Consider the following 18,856-nt stretch of genomic DNA (forward strand, 5'->3'; position numbering starts at 1 on the left):
CGCTCAAGATTCATCCGACGCTGCGAGCGATGATAAGGCGCGCATGGTCCATATTCGGCTGGACGCAGACCTTCATCGCGAGCTCAGGCTGATCGTCGCCGAGCAGGACACTACCCTTCAAGAATGGATAAGTCGGACACTCAAGAAGGCCGTCGCTGATGCGACTGCTACGCGTATCCGGGAAAGGGGCCGATAGTGGCAAAAAACATCGAAAACCCGGCGGCCAGGGATGTCATGATCCCTACTGCTGACCTGCGTTTTGATCTGCGAAATCCTCGCGTCCCCAACGAGGCATTCGAGACTGACGAAGAAGTCGTGCGTTACCTTGTCGACGAGTACGACGTCGAGGAACTCGTACAGTCGATCCTGTCTTCAGGGTGGATCGACTACGAACCGCTAATCCTCGAAGCTAAAACCAACATCGTCTACGAAGGAAACCGCCGCCTCGCGGCGCTGCGCCTCATTGCCGACGAAAAGCTCCGGGCAGCGATGAATTATCGCCTCCCCGATATAGCGAATCCGCAGCCGCTGCCCACAGGTCTCCGTGTTCGATACGTCCCCAATCGCGCTGCCGCGCGGCGGTTTATTGCTTTCAAGCATATCAACGGACCATTCAAATGGGATGCATATGCCAAGGCAAAATACGCGGCCGATTGGTTGAAAGAAGGCGAGGACGTGGAAGTTGTCAGCAAAATGCTGGGCGACAACCACAACACTGTTCGTCGGCTAGTCGCCGGCTATCGCGTGCTTGAGCAAGCGCAAGCGCAAGGCTTCGATCTCAACGACCGGAGTAAGAAGCGATTCGCGTTCTCACATCTCTACACAGCCGTCTCGAGACCCGCCGTGCGGACCTATCTTGGAATGGACGATGAAGATGAATCGGAGACCCCTGTTCCAACCGAAAACAGCAACCAACTCGATCAGCTTATGTCGTGGCTCTACGGTCAGGAGTCCAAGAAAGAATCGACTCTCATCGCCAGCCAGAATCCCAACCTGAACCAGCTTGTGCGAGTTATGGAGAACAAGACCGCTTTGGCTGTCTTGGCAAAAACCCGCCGCCTCGATCAGGCTTTCGAGCAAGTTGAACCCCCTTCGGTGCGCTTTAAGGAGGCGCTTATCGCGGCATCCAAGGAGTGCGAGAATGCGCTCGGCCTTTCAGCGCATTTTGACGGCGATGAAACGCTCCTCGCAATGGGCCGGAATCTGGCGACGACCGTTAGGAATTTGCGGGACGCGATGGTGAAGAAGAGCCTCGGCCAAGACGAGGATCTGTGACGTGCACATCAATCCACCGGATCTAAGTTCGCGGCGGACGCGATTGGCCGATTGGCTGGAGCTTCTCGCTATAACTAGCGCCGCCGGTCAGGTGTCCATTTCAACGCTCAAATCTCAACTACGTCGTACTTCCGACGACCGGACCTCGGCGAAGGAACTGGATGCCGATGCCGACGATAGCGGCGAGCCCGAAGTGACCGACCGCGCGGCTGACGATCTTGAGGAGCGCGTGGTCGACGAACTCTCGCTCCGAGTGCAGACTGTTGGTTCGGCCTACCCATTCGAACTAGTGGTTAACGGCAAGCTTGGTGAATCACAAATCTTACGCCGAAAGCCGACTTGGAATGAGGCCCAAACAGGCGAGCTTTTTTACACCTTCTGTCTTCTCGACTCATGTATGCGCGAAGATTTGGTGAAAGTTCCAAAAGCCGAACAGGATTTTGTGCAACGAATTGGAAACATTTTTCAAATTTGTTCGTGCATCGCTGTGGGCGGATATACCGAAGCCCAAGTCGTGTCGTTCGGTTTCCCAAGGGCAACTGGCGACGGCTTTCTTCCGGCGCTCCAAGCGGCATGGCTTCGGTATGGCTCCTACACTGTCCGACAAGACATTCCACACGGGTTCGATGCCAAGCTCAAGGATGGTGGTGTCGACATAATTGCCTGGCGGCCGTTCGATGACGGTCACGCTGCAACATTCTTGATGTTCGTGCAGGTGGCCTCTGGGCTGGACTGGAAAGACAAGCCAGTCGCGAACGATGTCAAGGCGATCAAGCAGTGGTTCGTAGACGGAGTGTTCGAACACTTCATGCCAGCGATTTGCATCCCCTTCCCGCTCTGGTTTGATCTTGATGAGCCTCCGAAGGATGCGTCCGGCAAAAAGCTGCCCTTCAAAGATGGCATACTGCGTCGCTTCGCCGTTCGAGAGAGCGCGTTTGGCGTCATATTCGACCGAGGCCGTATCGCGCAATCTTCCGCTCGAGTGCTGGGCGCCCCAGGAGGGCCTAGGGCAGGCGTCGATGGGGTCGATCGGATCGGTGAAGTTGCAGCTTGGGTTGACGAAGTTATGGCATCTCTCGCCGAAAAGAGGGCTGCGGCATGAGACATCCACTACATGCTATTTGTCCGTATTTTGCGATGTTTCCAGAGAGGTTCGTTGCCGAGCAACTCTTGGCCTATACACGACCCAAGGATTTGGTCTTTGATCCCTTCTGTGGGCGCGGAACCACGGTGCTTGAGAGCCTGCTCAATGACCGTGCAGCTATTGGCTCAGATATCAATCCTGTCGCTGCTTGCGTGGCGGGAGCCAAAGCGCAGGTGCCCGAGCTCAAGGCGGTACTTGACAGGTTGAATGCGTTGGAGGGGTCATTCGACGCGACTGACGAACGGACGGCCCCGCCCTCAGTTTTTTTTTCCACGTGTTTTCACGCGAAGACGTTCGCCCAAATCGCATACTTGCGCGAGCAGCTGATTTGGCAAGATGATCGAACTGACCGCTTCATTGCAGCAGTGATGTTGGGAGTTCTTCACGGCGAGTCCCATCGTTCGGCCATGTGCCTCAGCAATCGCATGCCCCGGACGATCAGTACTAAACCAGACTATTCGGTACGATGGTGGCGAGAGCGCGGTATGGAGGCACCCGAGCGAGACGCTTTCAAAATCCTTCGTCAAGCGGCCACTTTTCGATATTCAAAACTGCCGCCCAAGAACCATGGCAAGGTTGTTCTGGCCGACTCTCGAAAGTCCGCTGAAAGGTTTGCCGAGCATCGCGGCAAGGTCGCGCTTGTGGTCACCTCCCCGCCCTATCTAGACACGACAGACTATTCCGAAGACCAATGGCTTCGGCTCTGGTTTCTTGGTGGTTCGGAACGGCCTGTTCATCGTCTCAATCGGGATGACCGACATACCGTTCCGACAGATTATTGGAGCTTTCTTTCAGAGGTTTGGAAAGGCACCGAACCGCTACTGCGCGAAACCTCAACTATCGTGATTCGGATTGGCGGCACTCGGCTTACCAAAGACGCATTGTTGGAAGGTCTGCAATCGGGACTTTCTGAAGCAATGAAATCTCGCACCGTCCGAGCCGTACACAGTGGTCGCTCGTCCGAAATTGCCAAGCGCCAAACCAATTCCTTCCGCCCCGGCACCAAGCCCGAACGCCTCGAACACGACTTCACCTTCCAGATTTCCTAATAAGGATTTCCATCGGGCGCGCCCGTGTTGTCGACAGCGATCGTTGTCCTGACTGGCCCGGATTGAGCGAAATTGTAGAAATCCAGATGAGCAAAGGGTGCCGGGATGCATATTGCGTACACATCCGAGGAAGGCCGCCTTGTGAGGAGCTCGGCTTGATATGATTAGAGGTCGTATGGACACCACTGCGATCAGTAATGATTTCAGGCTTCTCGAGATGTGGACACTGGCCGGCGGTTCAGTGCGGAGGCAAAGCGTCAGATTGTCGAAGAACGTTATATTGCGGGAGATAGCGTTTCTTGCGTTGCCCGCCGTCACGGGCTGTTCCCGGCTCAGTTGTTCGCCTGGCGACGCGCTGCGCGCGAGTGTGGCGCCGACGATTGGCGCCGTGAGGACGGTGAGCGCCGATCGTGTTCCGCAGATTGTCGGCGGGGTCGCCGACATGCACCGCGTGCCGGTGGCGAATCCGAAATGTCCCATTGTTCAATTTTTCGCCGAACGAGAACCGCGAGCCATCGACTAGGCTTCGTGGACAAAGGGCAGCCATAGTTTGATTGAGGCGAGCGCCACGAAGCCAAGATAGGATTCCTTGGTCTTGTCGTAGCGTGTGGCAATACGGCGCCAGTTCTTCAGCTTGTTAAACAGGCGCTCGACGAGGTTGCGCCAACGGTATTTCTCGCGATCATGCGGGATGGGGGCGCGGCGGTTGCTTTTGGCGGGGATGACCGCTTGGACGCCGGCTTTGGCGATCTCTTCGCGGATAGCGTCGGAGTCATAACCTTTGTCCGCCAGGAGCGCCTCGATACGGTCGGCGATCATTCGAAACAGCGGGCCGAAGCCTTGAATATCATGCGCCTGGCCAGGTGTCAGGACGAAGCCGAGAGGTCGGCCTTTTCCGTCGCACCGCGCATGGAGTTTGGTGGTGAAGCCGCCGCGCGATCGGCCAAGCGCCTCAGTTTCCTGAGTCCCCTTTTTATGCCGACTGCACAATGATGTGCCCGGACAACGGTGCTATCGATCATGTCGGCGGTGGCATCGCGTTCCACCATCTCGGCGAGCGTTTCGAGCAGCGCATCGAACACCCCCGTCGCGACCCATCGCCGGTATCGGCGGAAGACGCTGTTCCACTTGCCATATTCATCAGGCAGATGACGCCATTGCGCCCCGGTTCGGGCCATCCACATCATGCCTTCGAAATAGCGCCGATTATCCTGCGCCGGACGGCACCCTGGACCCCGCTCTGCTGGCAGCAGCGGCCCGATCAGTGCCCATTCCTCGTCCGATACCCCAATCCGGTCGCCCAACGCTGCCTCCAAAAGACAGCCTTGAATCAGCGACCGAGTCTAGCGTCAAGCTTTGTCCACGAAGCCTAGAAAACTCTCAAAGTAGTTCCCTTTCCGGTTACATTGTGACTACCAGCTGTCCGGCCGAGGCCCTATAAGCAACCCCGGCGGGCGCAATACACGCCGCACCCTGCTACATATACCCGCTACGTTGAGGAGGAATCCGGTATTGCCCCTGTGCCTGCCGATGATCCGTCACTTGAAATGCCCCGAGCTGTTTGGACCCATTGATCGCCTGCCGGCACTTGGCACCCGGATTAGCAAGCGAACATTCGAGGTCCTCAACCCGTCGACCGGCGAAGTGCTGGCAGAGCTTCCTGACATGGGTGTCGAGGAGACGCGCACGGTGATCGACAAGGCTTATGTCGCCCAGCCTGGATGGGCAGCATTGACCGCACGCGAGCGCAGCGACGTTCTGTGGCGTTGGCATCAGTTGATCATCGACCACGCCGACGATCTCGCCGCAATACTCACAGCGGAGATGGGCAAGCCGCTTGCCGAAGCCAAATCGGAGGTGTCGCATGCTGCGGCGTACCTGCAATGGTACGCCGAGGAGGCCAATCGCATCTATGGCGAGACGATCTCCGCACCATCGACGGACCGTCGGATGCTGGTGATCAAGCAACCGATCGGCGTCGTCGGCACGATAACACCCTGGAATTTCCCAGCCTCCATGGTCGCACGCAAGATCTCGCCAGCCTTGGCCGCAGGCTGCACCATTGTCCTCAAGCCCGCTGAGCAGACCCCCCTCGTGGCTGGCGCAATGTTCGCCCTCGCCCATCAGGCCGGCTTTCCCGAAGGCGTCGTCAACCTGATCTATGCGTCCGAAGGTGATGCGGTTGGCCGCGAACTTTGCGCCAATCCCAAGGTCCGCAAGATCAGCTTCACCGGATCGACCGAGGTTGGCCGGCTGCTGATGCGCCAATGCTCGGAACAGATCAAGAAGGTCAGCCTCGAGCTCGGCGGCAATGCACCTTTCATCGTCTTCGACGATGCCGAAATCGACGCTGCGGTCGACGGTGCGATCCAGGCGAAGTTCCGCAATGCCGGCCAGACTTGCGTGTCGGCGAACCGCCTTTACGTACAATCGAGCGTTCACGATGAGTTCGTCGAGAAATTCGTTGAGAAAGTCCGCCGCTTATCGGTTGGTGACGGCTTCGCTCTCGGAGTGGACATCGGACCGCTCATAGACACGCATGCTCTGGCCAAGATCGAGTCGCACATCGCCGATGCCGTTGCCAAAGACGGCACAATTCGATGCGGGGGCAGTCGCATCGGCAAGGATGGCACTTTTTTCGAACCGACGGTCCTCACCGAGATTTCCAGCGTGATGGCGGTTGCGCGGGAGGAGACATTCGGGCCGCTGGCGCCGATCATTCGCTTCGACGATGCGGATCAGGTCGTGCGTGAGGCCAACGACACGATCTACGGCCTCGCCGCCTACTTCTATGCCTCCAACCTGAAGCGTGTCTGGCGTGTCGCCGAGGCTCTGGAATATGGCATGGTCGGTGTCAACACCGGACGCATGTCCTCGGAAGCGGCACCCTTCGGCGGGATCAAGCAGTCCGGCATCGGGCGTGAGGGTTCCCGTCATGGCCTCGAGGATTACCTCGAAATGAAATATCTTTGCATGGGCGGCATCTGAAGCATCTGCTTGCGCGGTTCGCAGATCCGGCAACTGCGCGAGCGATCGCCGAAGACGGGAATCGAAAGACCGCTGCTCGATGGGTGCCGGCGTGCGACTCTGCAACCCGTGGAGACGCAATTCTGAAGTACTGGCTGGATATTCTCTCGACGCGACAAGCGCCTGGTTGGCGGCGAAGAGCGTCGCATGTGGCGGGCGACAAGCTTGTGAGCGACCAGGCGTCCTCGCCGAGAAGGCTTCGTTTCGAGTTGTAGTTCGGCAAGTGGCCCGAACAAGGTCTCTACATGGAAGGGCTTGTTTGCATTGGCGCGCCGCGTGGGCCGGGAGATCAGCGGCTTCATCGGTTCCGCCCATGGCAGCGAGCCCACTGCTCGATCGACTGAAGCTTCTGCGGGCGGCCTGGATCTTGATACGCAGACGCTTGCCGGTACCCTACGGCATCGCGTGGCTCGCTTCCCTCCGGCAGGGCGAACGGTACTTGACCGATGCTTGCGCGACATCAGCTCAGATCGCATCGGGCGATCCTTGGGTCTGCGCGTGGAATAGGAGGTAGCGATCGGGACATTATGGTCGAGACCCGCGGTTGGATGTGGGGAATATCTGGCGCGAACCGAAACGGCTGGATGATGAACGGATTGCAATCCCAAAGACACGTTGCGAGCCCCGCTCCGGGGAGGTTCGTCCACAGCTTACCTGGCCGATGAACCTTTGGCACTGTCGTGCAAAGGATATAATCGCTTCCGCCGCCACCGGTGGGATCACTTGCTTTGAAGTCCTTTGTGGACAGTGCGGAGCCGCTGGGGAAACTTGAGCTCGGCCGCAGAAACTCAGCAAGGACGATATCCTCAAGATCCAGATGCCAAGGCGCGGCGCAGGCGGTGTAGGCCTGCCGGAGAACGCGGAGGCGCGGGCGAGGCTGGAGTTCTCCGATTGCGGTCGGTGAGGTCAGGCTCCCGTCTTTTCCGAACGATGTCGCCCCGTTGGTCACTCGCTTCTCTTCGCGGTCCGCACCTGACCGGCCGCATGATGGGGTAGGAGAGCGAGGCCTCTCAATCTGTTGAACGACCCTGGGAGGGTCCATCCAGATCTAGACTGCCACCGCGATTGCCTTGCCCATCGTTCCCTTGCGAGCGATCCGGATCACCCCTCGGGTAATCACTGTCTGTATGTTCCTTTCGCTTATCTGTGTCGTATTTCATGCGACGCGGGGCCGCCGGGACTGGCGCTGCTGGATAGAAACCGTGAAGGAATGTCCTTGTCACAGCGCCCGCGCCCGCTTGAGGTCGTCGTGCTCGAAGGCGCTGGCCATGCGGTTTATCTCGGCCGAGCGGGCGCCGACTGCCTTGGCGGCGTCCCGCCATGTCGCGGTCACGGCCGCGACTCCTTTGATAATCGCCCGGGCTTGCGCCAGCGTGAGCGCAAAAAACTCCGACGCGCCCTCCAAAAGATCGAGCGAACAGGTGCCCTCGTCGAGATCAATGTTGGTGGTGAGCACCCGCGCCTTGAGATCGGTCGGGATGGGGTTGAGGTCGTATGCCGGTGACAGCGACCATCCGGCCTTTCCCAGCCACAGGAAGCCGTGATTGCGCAGGTGATCGTCGACATTGGAGATCAGCACGTTGAAAACGACACGCCGATAGAGGGCATGGGCGTCCGTCCTTCCCTGTGCGCCGTGTTGCGCAAGGGCATCGACGATCTCCGGATAGCTGCCACGCTCGCCATCCTTGGCGCCCATCATCGCCATCGCCGATAGGAACGGGATGCGGATCGCACCATCACGGTCGAAACGCCGCGACAGCATGACCGCCTTTCCGGCGACGTCGATCAGCTCGTGCAGGGGCGTGGCGATACCTGCCTGACCGGCCAGCCTCAGCGCGATCTCCTCCCAGGTCTCCATGCTGTAGTCGTCGGTCTCCTTCGGAAACTTGGCGATGGAGAGGCGCCCTTGTTGATCGATGACCGACGCCTTCGGCCGGGCACCGCCGAGGGAGGAGCCAGGGGCAAAAATGAGCTGCATGTCTTCGTCCGTTTCTTCGTCACGAAGAATTCGCTCGGTGATTTGGAGCAGCCGGCCAAGCTCGATCAGGGCGGGAACGCCATCGCGGGTCGGTGCCTGAAAAACCTCGTCGCCAACCCAGCGGAAGCGGAGTGCGCCAAGGCGGGTCTCGTCGGCGCCGCCAAGCAGATAGTCGCTTTCCGTGAGGGTGCGAACGGCGCGTCCTTCGCGTTCCGCCAGGCGGCGCTCGGCGCGCTGCATAAGGCGGCGACCCCAAGTATCTGGCGCCGAGTCGCTGATGGACCCGAAAGTCGCAAGACCGGCAGAAGCAGCGAAGGCCCCGCGGGTCAGAGCAAGAGCAGGCTCCAGCGAGAAGCGGTCCGGGTCCTTAAGCCATGCGCCATCATATTCGAAAAGGATGGTCTCCGTGCCTCGGACGCGATTGCTCCTCGCCATTCCGATCGGGCGTATGCGACCGTCCAGATCGATATGCACCTCGAAGTCAGTCATCGCGCGATGATCCGACTGGCCGCCTGAGATGGACGTGCTTAGGCAGATCGGCGCTGGCCAGCGCCTGTCCGACGCTGTCGTTTCTGACGTCGGCGACTTGACTCAGGCCCTCGAGCAGGCCGAGCGCCTGCAGGACGCCGGCATAAATGCCGATGCTGACGTTGTTGTCCCCGGCTTCGACCCGTTGGAGTGTCGAGCGAGACGTGAAGGCGCGCTCGGCCACGACCGCCATCGGCAGCCGTCGCCGTCGACGCGCATCGTGAATGTCCGCCCCAAGCTTACGCAGGGCGCGCCGCACGGCAGCAGGAGGGTTGTGTGGGGTTGGCATTTTGATACCTTCGCACTACAAAATGGCTGAATAGGTAGCACGAAGATTACAATTGTTTCTAGCCCCGTCCAAGGCCCGCCCAGCAGGAGGCGAGGTTTAATCTTACCGACGTCGCGAGGCGGCATCGACCGGGAGATTCCGAACGTCAGCGATCGCGGCGACAGTGGTTTTCACGTCAGCGGGCTCGCTGGGACGACCGTCAACCTGAGTGAAGGGGCCATCTGTCTCCGTCAGGATCCGATCGGTCGGGAATTCGGTGACGAAGGCGCCCCCTCCGATCCGAGCGGGGTATCTCAGCGGCGACGGACAAAAGCAGCCGAGCGTCGCGTCTGATTGGGCGCAGGAGTTGTCGTCGTGGATCTGTTCATGCGGTGATGGACATGGAGATCTCGCGCCAGCTCACGGACGGCGCCGAACGCGATCAGCCTGTCGAACAGACGCCGGCTGCGGCCGCTACATGCCGGCGATGTTTTCCGATGCCACCCATCGCACCGTCGGACAAAAGCTTCTAGCAGCCTGTCGGACTTAGCGCACCGGAGGGATATCGACTAGAATCAAGCGATTGATTCTCCAGCCAGATGTCCGGTTGTGCGATGAGCAACTTTCGAATGGTCGATCGTACGAGCGGGTTTCTTCTGCCGCCCTCGGTGGATGAATGGCTTCCCGAGCGGCACCTTGCGCGTTTTGTCGTGGAGGTTGTCGAAGGGCTGGACCTGCGGGCGATGAGCGGCAGCTATCGCGGGTCGGGTTCGGCGTCGTATCACCCGAAGGTTCTGCTTGCTGTTGTGGTTTATGGCTATGCGACGGGAGTTTTTTCGAGCCGCAAGCTTGAACGGGCGACGTATGACTCGGTGGCCTTCCGGTTTATCGCGGCGAACGATCATCCTGACCACGATACGATAGCGGCGTTCCGGCGGCGTTTTCTCAAGGAGATCGAAGGTCTGTTTGTGCAGGTGCTGCTGCTGGCGCGCGAGATGGGCGTTCTGAAGATGGGCACGGTTGGGCTTGACGGGACGAAGCTGCACGCCAATGCCAGCCGGCACAGCGCGCTTTCGTATGAGCATGCGGGCAAGATCGAAGCACAGCTGAAGGCCGAGGTGGCCGAACTGATGGCGAAGGCCGAAGCTGCCGATCAGGCCGACCTTCCCGATGGCTTTTCGATCCCCGAAGAACTTGCGTTGCGGGAAGAGCGGTTAGGCAAGCTTGCCGAGGCGCGCGCCAAGATCGAGGCGCGGGCCAAAGAGCGCCACGCCCGTGAGCAGGCCGAGTATGAGGCAAAACTTGCGGCGCGGCAGGAAAAGGAAAAGCGCACGGGCAAGAAGCCCGGCGGCAAGCCGCCGTCCCCACCTGCATCGGGCCCTTCGCCCACCGACCAGATCAATCTGACTGACGAGGATTCGCGCATCATGCCGGTGGCCGGCGGCGGGTTCGAGCAATGCTACAATGCGCAGGCCGTCGTCGCTGAAGGCAGCCTGCTGGTGGTCGCGGCGGAGGTGGTGCAGGCGGCCAACGACAAACAGCAGCTTGCGCCGATGGTCTACAAGATCACGGCCTTGCCGGACGAGGTGGGACGGCCCGATACGCTGTTGGCCGACAGCGGCTACTTCAGCGCTGCCAATGTCGATGCCTGCGCGAACGCCGGCATCGAGCCGCTGATCGCCACGGGCCGGCAGGCGCATTACCCGCCGCTCAGCGAGCGGCTTGCCGAGCCACCGCCGCCGCCGGAAAATCCGACGCCTGTCGAGGCCATGGCCCACCGCCTGAAGACACCCGAAGGCAAAAGGCTCTATGCGTTGCGCAAGCAGACACCGGAGCCGGTGTTCGGCATCATCAAATCCGTTCTGGGCTTCCGGCAGTTCTCGATGCGCGGCCACAAAAAGGCTTGCGGCGAATGGAACCTCGTGACCATGACCTGGAACATCAAGCGCATGTTCGCCCTGATGCCAGCCTGATGGGGGCGTCATCAAAGCCTGAAGACCGCCAAAGCGTCCACCGGTCAAAAATCGCCGACCAAAGCCTCTCTCGGACCGGCTCCTGGCCATTCACAGGTCTCGACCAGCCAGAGCCACTCTGCCTTCGATTGAAGACATCAGTCCGACAGGCTGCTAGACGACGAGTGCCCCGTCCCTGGGCGCTGAGTCTATCCGGCGCTTCTTAATGCCGTCGGAAATCCCTCTCGAGACGGTTGGAGATTGCCTTCTCATATTCCATCCGCCGCAATCCTCTTCAGCCGGACATTGCCGCCGCCCAACTTCAACTTCCGAACACCAGGGGCACATACACCCTGAAACCGGATGCCCGGCAGGAGACTGAGCTCGCCGCCGGGCCGGGTACGCCTTGGGAGGTGGCGTAATTCAGCGGCTTTTCGCAGCCATGGGACGACTTCTCCTCAGTCCGAACGCCTTTTGCCGTATGCAGTGCATGTACCGTGCCAAAGCGAAAAAGCATTTAAAAACAACTGATGGATCAGATTCTGCTGCGTTGTGTATCCGACATTGTCGGGTATCGGACAACGCTGAGCGTGGCTGAAAGGTGCGTGAATCAGCTTTCCCCCGGGGGATTCTGTCCGCTATTCCTTGAGACAGCGCCGGGCAACCGGGACCTGCTGCACGCCAGGCACACCATTATCAATCGCGACGGCTCTCAGCATTCGAGTGCGACATCCACGTCGAGCGAGCTGTCGGTCGATGCGGGGACAGCGCGCAGCGCTGTCAAACTTTCCCGCGCATCATCATTGCGCATCTGTCTGCGACCGCCGATCCAACAAGACTGCCGGCTCAACTTCGAGTACCGTGGCAAGCTTGTCAATCGATAGTGGCGCCGCACACGCCACGTTCCAGCGCGCTGATGTAAGTCCGGTCAACGCCGGCCTCATGCGCCAACGCCTCCTGTGATAGCCTCTTTCTCTGTCGATGCTGTCGCAGATTGCGGGCAAAGACTTCTCGAATCTCCATGCGTGAGAGGCCAGCTCCTGTAGAGCATCCCACCACGGAGTATTCTGACAAACCGGCATGGGTGGAGGCTTAGAACTGTGAAGGTAAAAACCCATGTCACGTAACTGACGGAACGCCGCGTGTCGTCGACGACGTCCCCTGGGCAGAGAGTTTCACGAGCTACGACAGGGAGCATTTCACCATCTACCTGCGGATCCTGGACGCCTGCGCCGACAATGCCAGCGAAAAGGAAATGGTCGATCTCATTCTCGGCATCGACCCGGCCCTTGAACCGGTACGCGCCCGCAGGGCCCTTCGCAGCCATATCGACCGGGCGAACTGGATGGTGACGACCGGCTACAAGGAACTGTTCGCCGGCTGACGCACAGCGCGGACTGTCACCTTTCAAACAAGGAAATCTCTGTATCCGCCATGCATGAGCGCGCGGCCACGAGAGACGGCGCGGCGGATGCGGTCGCGCAGATGATCGCGAGGATCCCTCCAATCGGCGTGGACGCGCCGTTGACCGATCAGAGCTTCAGCGAGCTCGCGATGTGGCGCTCCGGCGAGCGATTCGTCGAGCGCACGAAGAACGAAGGTCAAACGGGGGCCGCGTTTTTCCGGCGGAAACAAGCGGTGGGCAGTTGTTGACCCAGACTGAGGGCATTGAGGCACTCGATCGCCCTCAGGCGATGCTTCGAAAGCATCGCGGGCCAGATCGCCTCGGTGCGCAGGCAAACGGGGTGCAGGATAGTCCGCGCCCAAGGCGCCGAGCTGGAGGGTACGAGAAGCGTCTTGGAGCAAAGATGTTGCGTCCCAACAGTTCGCTGTGAGCTTCACTGCTTGAGTTTGCGGGTGTCCTGCGAGCTCGCATACGAGATCGATCAGGCGCTTAAGGTTGCAGTCATTGTCGGATCTCCGACGATGTCGGACATGAGACACAACGCTATCAGAGTGATCGCATTGTTCTGAAACGATTTTCCTAGTTGGCACGACACATGCAGTCCTATCCGCAAACGTACTGCCGCGCCGCGCCGACTGAGAAGAACTCATACCATGATCACGCTTTTCGAACATGCGGTCGCCGCCGCGAACACTGAGCGTTCCCGAGCCGACGGAAGCCTTTGCGCTTTCATTCCTAGGGTTGTCCGGACATGACCGCATTCGATGTCCGTCCAACTCTGAATGCTCCCGACGATGATCCCTATTATCTTTGGCTTGAAGATATAGAAGGCGAACCGGCACTTGACTGGACCGCCAGCCAGTCGGCAAGGACCCTGGAGAACTTCGGTGGAACGCAGTTCGAGCGCGACCGCGCGGCCCTGACAGCGATTTTCGACCGTCCCGACAAGATTCCCCTGATCACGCGCCGCGGTCAGTACCTCTACAATTTCTGGCAAGATGCCCGTAACCCGCACGGACTGTGGCGCCGGACCACCCTTGCCGCCTACATGAAGGCGGATCCCCAATGGGAAGTACTGCTCGATCTGGACGCCCTCGCCGTTAGTGACGGAGAAGACTGGATCTGGGGCGGCGCGTCGATCGAGCCGGAGAGACGGGAAAAAGCGGTTCTGCGCCTGTCGCGCGGCGGCAGCGATGCGGTCGTGCATCGCGAATTCGATCTAGGGACTCTGAGCTTAGTCGCCGACGGTTTCAATCTCCCGGAAGCCAAGGGCGGCATTGATTGGCTCGACCCTGACACGCTTCTGCTTTCCAGTGCGCTTGGTGATGGCATGGCCACCCGCTCCGGCTACGCGCGCACCGTCCGGCTGTGGAAGCGTGGCGCGGATCCGCTCACCGCGCCGGTAATCTTCGAGACCGTTTCCGAAACCCTCGGCGTGTCTGGCCATCTGGACCGCACCGCCGATAGCGAGCGCCTTTGGTTTATCGAAAAGCCGGCCTACTTCGAGAAGATAGTCCGCATTGGCGATAGAAGCGGGCCGAAGGTTGAGATCGACCTTCCTCGGGACGCCTGGTGGAATGGCTTCGATGACTGGCTGGCGGCAAAGCCGCGCAATCCCTGGACGGTTGGAGGGACTACCTATGCCGCCGACGCGCTGATCGGCATCTCGCTTTCCTCTTTCATGGCCGGCGAGCGCGGCTTTGTCACCCTGTTTGAACCAGGCGAGAGGCGCTCCCTGCAGTCATTTTTCTGGAACAACGGGGAGCTCATCATCTCCTACCTGGTGAACCTCGTTCCGCGTTTCGAGACGTTCACTCCACGCCGGCAGGAATGCACGCGCCGAGCCGTGGACACCGTGCCCGGCCACGGGACTGTTCACCTTTGGTCACTCGATGCGCAACTTCACGAGACCAATGGAGAGGTCCTGGTTTGGGCTCAGGATCCGATCACGCCGCCGCAGCTTCTCCTATTTGACCTCAATACCGCGCCGCCTCTCAGCGCTTCAGTAATCCTGAAGCGCAACCCGGAAAATTTCGACGCATCCGGGCTCGTGGTCACGCGCCACGAGGCAGTCTCGATCGATGGTGAGATGGTCCCCTATACGCAGGTCGGTCCGGCGAACGGGAACGGGGATGCCCCGGTTCACCTCACCGCCTACGGCGGGTTCGGCATATCGCTCCTGCCCTACTACAACTCCTCGATCGGCAAGCTGTGGCTCGAACGCGGCGGCACGTGGGTGGTGGCGAACATTCGGGGAGGCGGCGAGTTCGGCACCCGTTGGCACGAGGCGGGACGCAGAGAGGGCAAGCGTCTCGCCCATGACGATTTCGCCGCCGTTGCGGCCGACCTCGTGCGAAGGGGCATTACGCGGCCGGGGCTGATTGCCGCCGAGGGCGGCTCAAATGGCGGCCTCCTGATCGCCAACATGCTTACCCGCTATCCTGAGCGTTTCGGCGCGCTGTTCTGCACAATCCCGCTTGTCGACATGCGCCGCTACACCAAGCTTTTGGCGGGCGCGAGCTGGATCGACGAATATGGCGATGCCGACGAACCGGACGATTGGACTTTCCTGAAGGAAATCTCTGCCTATCACGCCGCGACGCCGGGACAGCCCTACCCCCCGATCCTGCTCGCCACCACCAAGCGGGACGACCGCGTCCACCCGGGCCACGCGCGTAAGATGGCCGCAAAGCTGCAGGCTCTTGGCTATCAGGCTTACTTTTACGAGCCCAGCGCGGGCGGGCACGGCTACGGCAAGGACAACCGGGAGCGAGCCGCATTCATTGCCCTGGGCAACAATTTCCTTCGCAGTGCGATCGGCTGGCAAGCCGATAGCGGTCGATAGGTGACCGGGGCCCAACAAGAGCAACGTTTCAAATAAAGTTGGCACAGGTCAATGATTGCGGAAATGCGCAAATAATGTCGGCACAGTCTATTGTAAAATGAGCATGAGACTCCGTCAATATCAATCAATCCGAGGAGATTATTAGTAGTGCAGTGCATCATTTCTGAAGGTAAAGGAGAGAATGTCATGGCGAGAAAACGAATGGGCGTGGCGCGGGGAGTAACAGCGGCCGTCGTCTTCATCGTGGTGGGACAGCAGGCCGTCGCGGCGGACCTTGTGCAAGCCGCGAGCGTCCCGCAGGCGGGAGCCTCGGTCACGGAATGGCCAAGCCCTTGGCAGATCCGCCTGCGCGCGTTGGGGGTCATCACTGAGGACTCGGGCTACGTTAATACGGTGCCCGGCTCCGGTCTTTCTTATTCGGACACGGTGACGCCGGAACTCGATATCTCGTATTTCTTCACGGACAACATCGCCGCCGAACTCATACTGGGCACCACCTATGCCAACATCGAGGGCCAAGGGACAATCGGCGGGCTGGGCAATATCGGCAAGGTTTGGCTGTTGCCGCCTACCCTCACATTGCAGTATCATTTTACCAATTTCGGCGCGTTCAAGCCCTATGTCGGCGCCGGCGTGAACTACACGATCTTCTATAACCAGGATGCCGGCAGCGCCGATGCTCTCAAGGTTAAGAATACGTTCGGCACAGCGCTGCAGGTCGGGTTCGACTACATGGTGGATCAGCACTGGGGTGTCAACTTCGACGTGAAGAAGCTTTTCCTGAAGCCAGACTTCGACGTCACCGTTGCCGGGGCGAAACTGACGGGAAAAGCGGCGCTCGATCCCTGGTTGATAGGCGCAGGTGTCACCTACCGCTTCTAACAACGGAAGCGAAGGGGGCTTGTTGAAGCCCCGACCACGAAGTAAGCGCTCGTTTGGGCAGCCGATCTGAAATGAAGGGCGCCTCGTGCGCCCTTTTTATCGTCGGCCTGCACAGGCGAATCGACCCGGATCGTCGAGGAGGCGCCTTGGTAGGCGGGAGGTGCCCGAGATCTCGTAGGAACGTTCGGATCAGCTTTATCGATGCCCCCCGACGCATAGCAGCCGATTGTGGGACGACACTTGGAGGAGCTTTGTCGAGGGGCGGCCTCCCCGCTTCCACCGGACCAGGAAGAGTACCCTGGTCAACGCGGCCTCTTCAGGCGCGCGGGCGCGCAGCAATTATTTGGAAGTCGGGTGTGTCAGGCCTGTTTGTCGGGGCGAACCAGATCCTTGTGGCTGACGCCGAGGGCCGATGCCAGTTCATAGATCGTGAAGATCGTCGGATTCCTCTCCCCTCATGCCAACCTGAGGACGGATGCCTATGGCGGTGACCGCGACAGACGCATGCGCTTGGCCATTGAGCTCGCTGAGGACGCGCGTGGCATGGCCGGAGCACAAGCCGTTGTTTGTGCGGTTGTCCGTTTTCGACGGCGCCGAGAACGGCTGGAATCTCGAAGAGTCAATCGCTCTGGCGGTGCGTCTGAAAGAGGTCGGAGTCGATGTAATTGACTGCTCTTCCGGCGGGCTAACCGATGCGACGACAACGCCGCAATTCCTCGTGGCCTCGGTTTCCAACTTGCCTTCTCCGCGCGGATTCGCAGGAAGACAGGCGTGATGAGGCAGGCGGTCGGCATGATTGTGGATGCGCAGCAGGCCGAAGAGATTCTGGCTGCTGACGATGCCGATCTGATTGCAATCGGCAGGGAGGCGCTACTCGATCCTTTTTGGGCTGGGCACGCAGCGTACGCGCTCGGCGCAGACCCAGTTCCGCTGCTGGAATCGCCACAACGGGGCTCATTTGGCCAAAAGAGCTCCTGGCTTGGCAAGGCAACTGGCCGCTCGCGCGGCAGCAAGGGAGACCATGCGGGACACTGGTTAAGTCTAGCGCGGCCCCGTGGTTCCCGGATTGCTCGTGACCACGACCGAGAGCATTGCGCACACCGTATGGTTCTACTACCGCTTCCCCCTCAGCCTGCGCCTTGTCGAGGAAATGCTGCTGGAGCGCGGCATTGCCGTGTCGTTACGAGAGATACGGCGCTGGGGCCGCAAGTTCGGGCCAGACTATGCTCGCCCGTTGCGCCGTAATACGCCGTCGCCCAGCGATATCTGGCATCGGACTTCGCCATCGTGACAGGCAAGGTGGACGTTCCCAAGCCTTCGGTTGGAGAGGCGCTTGTAGCTGACGGGCGGGGTGTTCATTACCATCGCCCTATCCAGCCATGACTGATCGCCGCGCCTGGAAATGGCAGTCGATACGTGCCGCAGATCGAAGCCGGTTCGCTGGTGCCGGCATCGGCGGATCCGTCGTTCATCTTCCCCGCGGATGAGCGCTACAAAGCGACCACCAGCCCGTGCTGCAATCTTGAGCTGTGATCCATCCCGGCAATCGCTCGTCTCGCGTTGCTCAGGTTGCTGTCATCGCTGACTGGACGACGGCCCACTTTTGGCAACCCGGCGTGCAACAGGTCAATGTCACTTGGCATTGTCCGACGCCCGACGAATGTCGGACATCCGACATAGCCGGTCCGATCGATTGCCTTGTGTCTAAACGGGTTTTTCCTTCGGCGCGCATATTGCATCGTGTCATCCGCAAACGCGTCACGGACCGACGATAGTCATGCGGAGAATGTCGAAATGTTAGCCCAAAGCTTTCTGGCGGGGCATATGTCCGGCCATACTACAGCAGGACCTTCCAGATGCAGAAGAAGGAAGAGGCCGTGATCGCCAAGTGTCGCATTGCCTCAAAGAAAATGTTACCGCGCGTCTTGGTTGCCTCACCTAAAATGTTACCCGTGAAGGCGAATACCGCGATGATGCTCTCACCACGAGGGAGGCATCATGACGACGAAGATGACGCATGCTATTCGCATGGAACTCGCCAATGCGGTCAGGGTTCGCTATGCGGCCGCAGCGAACAAGGACAAGCGCAGGATCTTGGAGGAGTTCATCGCGGCGACGGGTTATCATGAAAAGTCCGCAATCCGTGTCCTGAACAGCCCCCCGCAGCCGAGGAGCCGGCAGACCCGTCAACGCCCGTCGCTCTATGACGAGGCCGCTCGGGGCGCGTTGATTGTGCTGTGGGAAGCTTCAGATCGAGTCTGCGGCAAGCGCCTTAAGGCACTGCTGCCCATTCTATTGCCGGCGCTGGAACGCAACGATCATTTGAAGCTCGAGGAGGAGATACGCCACAAGATCCTGTCTATGAGCGCCGCGACGATCGACCGCTTGCTCCAGATGCCGAGGCGCACCATGCGTACGAAAAAGCCGCCAAGGGTTGTGCCAGAGCCGCGGCGGCGCATCAAAATGCGCACCTTTGCTGACTGGTGTCAAGCGAAGTGAGGAT

At 59.9% G+C, this 18,856-nt stretch carries 15 protein-coding genes and 4 pseudogenes; 13 read left to right on the forward strand and 6 right to left on the reverse strand.

Going from position 1 to position 18,856, the window contains the following annotated elements:
- The first annotated feature begins 195 nt into the window (after positions 1 to 195).
- From BPNPMPFG_RS38895 to BPNPMPFG_RS38910, 4 genes are all read left to right on the forward strand, one after another.
- Positions 196 to 1,275, forward strand: coding sequence for a ParB N-terminal domain-containing protein (locus BPNPMPFG_RS38895; RefSeq protein ID WP_258598269.1), 1,080 nt, complete (start codon positions 196 to 198; stop codon positions 1,273 to 1,275).
- A gap of 43 nt (positions 1,276 to 1,318) precedes the next feature.
- On the forward strand, positions 1,319 to 2,377 hold the full coding sequence (locus BPNPMPFG_RS38900; protein ID WP_258598271.1) for a hypothetical protein: 1,059 nt from the start codon (positions 1,319 to 1,321) through the stop codon (positions 2,375 to 2,377).
- Complete coding sequence (locus BPNPMPFG_RS38905; protein WP_258598273.1) at positions 2,374 to 3,468, forward strand: site-specific DNA-methyltransferase; 1,095 nt, start codon at positions 2,374 to 2,376, stop codon at positions 3,466 to 3,468. Before BPNPMPFG_RS38900 ends, BPNPMPFG_RS38905 begins: the two co-directional genes overlap by 4 nt.
- Positions 3,469 to 3,687: 219 nt before the next feature.
- A complete protein-coding gene (locus BPNPMPFG_RS38910; protein ID WP_413776920.1) occupies positions 3,688 to 4,017 on the forward strand; it encodes a transposase in 330 nt (109 codons plus the stop codon).
- Here BPNPMPFG_RS38910 and BPNPMPFG_RS38915 read toward each other — a convergent pair.
- Positions 3,988 to 4,772: pseudogene (locus BPNPMPFG_RS38915) on the reverse strand (IS5 family transposase). The gene BPNPMPFG_RS38910 and the pseudogene BPNPMPFG_RS38915 sit on opposite strands and share 30 nt — an antisense overlap.
- Before the next feature lie 226 nt (positions 4,773 to 4,998).
- Between BPNPMPFG_RS38915 and BPNPMPFG_RS38920 the strand changes: the two are divergent.
- Positions 4,999 to 6,456, forward strand: coding sequence for an NAD-dependent succinate-semialdehyde dehydrogenase (locus tag BPNPMPFG_RS38920; protein ID WP_413776966.1), 1,458 nt, complete (start codon positions 4,999 to 5,001; stop codon positions 6,454 to 6,456).
- 1,258 nt (positions 6,457 to 7,714) lie between these two features.
- On the opposite strand, the gene BPNPMPFG_RS38925 is transcribed toward BPNPMPFG_RS38920, so the two are convergent.
- From BPNPMPFG_RS38925 to BPNPMPFG_RS43020, 3 genes are all read right to left on the reverse strand, one after another.
- Positions 7,715 to 8,962, reverse strand: coding sequence for a type II toxin-antitoxin system HipA family toxin (locus BPNPMPFG_RS38925; protein WP_258598279.1), 1,248 nt, complete (start codon positions 8,960 to 8,962; stop codon positions 7,715 to 7,717).
- A complete protein-coding gene (locus BPNPMPFG_RS38930; RefSeq protein ID WP_258598281.1) occupies positions 8,955 to 9,290 on the reverse strand; it encodes a helix-turn-helix domain-containing protein in 336 nt (111 codons plus the stop codon). Before BPNPMPFG_RS38930 ends, BPNPMPFG_RS38925 begins: the two co-directional genes overlap by 8 nt.
- A 102-nt stretch (positions 9,291 to 9,392) precedes the next feature.
- Positions 9,393 to 9,650, reverse strand: coding sequence for a TatD family hydrolase (locus tag BPNPMPFG_RS43020; RefSeq protein ID WP_319946062.1), 258 nt, complete (start codon positions 9,648 to 9,650; stop codon positions 9,393 to 9,395).
- 233 nt (positions 9,651 to 9,883) lie between these two features.
- Here BPNPMPFG_RS43020 and BPNPMPFG_RS38940 point away from each other — a divergent pair, with 233 nt between their 5' ends.
- Positions 9,884 to 11,242 carry an IS1182 family transposase gene (locus BPNPMPFG_RS38940; protein WP_258598283.1) on the forward strand — a complete coding sequence of 453 codons (1,359 nt, stop codon included), beginning with the start codon at positions 9,884 to 9,886 and terminating at the stop codon, positions 11,240 to 11,242.
- Positions 11,243 to 12,021: 779 nt separating this feature from the next.
- Here BPNPMPFG_RS38940 and BPNPMPFG_RS38945 read toward each other — a convergent pair.
- Positions 12,022 to 12,244: pseudogene (locus BPNPMPFG_RS38945) on the reverse strand (helix-turn-helix domain-containing protein).
- A gap of 232 nt (positions 12,245 to 12,476) precedes the next feature.
- Between BPNPMPFG_RS38945 and BPNPMPFG_RS43450 the strand changes: the two are divergent.
- Positions 12,477 to 12,605: a hypothetical protein gene (locus tag BPNPMPFG_RS43450; protein WP_413776921.1), complete on the forward strand. Its 129-nt coding sequence runs from the start codon at positions 12,477 to 12,479 to the stop codon at positions 12,603 to 12,605.
- 23 nt (positions 12,606 to 12,628) lie between these two features.
- On the opposite strand, the gene BPNPMPFG_RS38955 is transcribed toward BPNPMPFG_RS43450, so the two are convergent.
- Complete coding sequence (locus BPNPMPFG_RS38955; protein ID WP_319946063.1) at positions 12,629 to 13,387, reverse strand: DUF2285 domain-containing protein; 759 nt, start codon at positions 13,385 to 13,387, stop codon at positions 12,629 to 12,631.
- Here BPNPMPFG_RS38955 and BPNPMPFG_RS38960 point away from each other — a divergent pair.
- From BPNPMPFG_RS38960 to BPNPMPFG_RS38990, 6 genes and pseudogenes are all read left to right on the forward strand, one after another.
- Entirely contained in the window at positions 13,378 to 15,471 is a 2,094-nt protein-coding gene (locus BPNPMPFG_RS38960) for a prolyl oligopeptidase family serine peptidase (RefSeq protein ID WP_258598285.1), read from the forward strand. The two genes, BPNPMPFG_RS38955 and BPNPMPFG_RS38960, sit on opposite strands and share 10 nt — an antisense overlap.
- A gap of 201 nt (positions 15,472 to 15,672) precedes the next feature.
- On the forward strand, positions 15,673 to 16,353 hold the full coding sequence (locus BPNPMPFG_RS38965) for an OmpW/AlkL family protein (protein WP_413776967.1): 681 nt from the start codon (positions 15,673 to 15,675) through the stop codon (positions 16,351 to 16,353).
- A 429-nt stretch (positions 16,354 to 16,782) separates the two neighbouring features.
- Complete coding sequence (locus tag BPNPMPFG_RS38975; RefSeq protein WP_258598289.1) at positions 16,783 to 17,022, forward strand: oxidoreductase; 240 nt, start codon at positions 16,783 to 16,785, stop codon at positions 17,020 to 17,022.
- A 123-nt stretch (positions 17,023 to 17,145) separates the two neighbouring features.
- Positions 17,146 to 17,199, forward strand: a pseudogene (locus tag BPNPMPFG_RS38980) (hypothetical protein); the annotation flags it as partial.
- 208 nt (positions 17,200 to 17,407) lie between these two features.
- Positions 17,408 to 17,626 (forward strand): annotated as a pseudogene (locus BPNPMPFG_RS38985) (hypothetical protein); the annotation flags it as partial.
- Between the two features lie 725 nt (positions 17,627 to 18,351).
- A complete protein-coding gene (locus BPNPMPFG_RS38990; RefSeq protein WP_258598291.1) occupies positions 18,352 to 18,852 on the forward strand; it encodes a hypothetical protein in 501 nt (166 codons plus the stop codon).
- Positions 18,853 to 18,856: the final 4 nt, after the last annotated feature.

The sequence above is a fragment of the Mesorhizobium sp. AR07 genome, assembly GCF_024746815.1.
Classification (GTDB): domain Bacteria; phylum Pseudomonadota; class Alphaproteobacteria; order Rhizobiales; family Rhizobiaceae; genus Mesorhizobium.

What these genes read in the sequence shown, in the direction of transcription:
- BPNPMPFG_RS38905 (WP_258598273.1), top strand. Translation starts at nt 2,374, where the DNA reads ATGAGACATCCACTACATGCTATTTGTCCGTATTTTGCGATGTTTCCA.
- BPNPMPFG_RS38920 (WP_413776966.1), top strand. Translation starts at nt 4,999, where the DNA reads ATGATCCGTCACTTGAAATGCCCCGAGCTGTTTGGACCCATTGATCGC.
- BPNPMPFG_RS38925 (WP_258598279.1), bottom strand. Translation starts at nt 8,962, where the DNA reads ATGACTGACTTCGAGGTGCATATCGATCTGGACGGTCGCATACGCCCG.
- BPNPMPFG_RS38930 (WP_258598281.1), bottom strand. Translation starts at nt 9,290, where the DNA reads ATGCCAACCCCACACAACCCTCCTGCTGCCGTGCGGCGCGCCCTGCGT.
- BPNPMPFG_RS38940 (WP_258598283.1), top strand. Translation starts at nt 9,884, where the DNA reads ATGAGCAACTTTCGAATGGTCGATCGTACGAGCGGGTTTCTTCTGCCG.
- BPNPMPFG_RS43450 (WP_413776921.1), top strand. Translation starts at nt 12,477, where the DNA reads ATGGTCGATCTCATTCTCGGCATCGACCCGGCCCTTGAACCGGTACGC.
- BPNPMPFG_RS38960 (WP_258598285.1), top strand. Translation starts at nt 13,378, where the DNA reads ATGACCGCATTCGATGTCCGTCCAACTCTGAATGCTCCCGACGATGAT.
- BPNPMPFG_RS38955 (WP_319946063.1), bottom strand. Translation starts at nt 13,387, where the DNA reads ATGCGGTCATGTCCGGACAACCCTAGGAATGAAAGCGCAAAGGCTTCC.
- BPNPMPFG_RS38965 (WP_413776967.1), top strand. Translation starts at nt 15,673, where the DNA reads ATGGGCGTGGCGCGGGGAGTAACAGCGGCCGTCGTCTTCATCGTGGTG.
- BPNPMPFG_RS38990 (WP_258598291.1), top strand. Translation starts at nt 18,352, where the DNA reads ATGACGACGAAGATGACGCATGCTATTCGCATGGAACTCGCCAATGCG.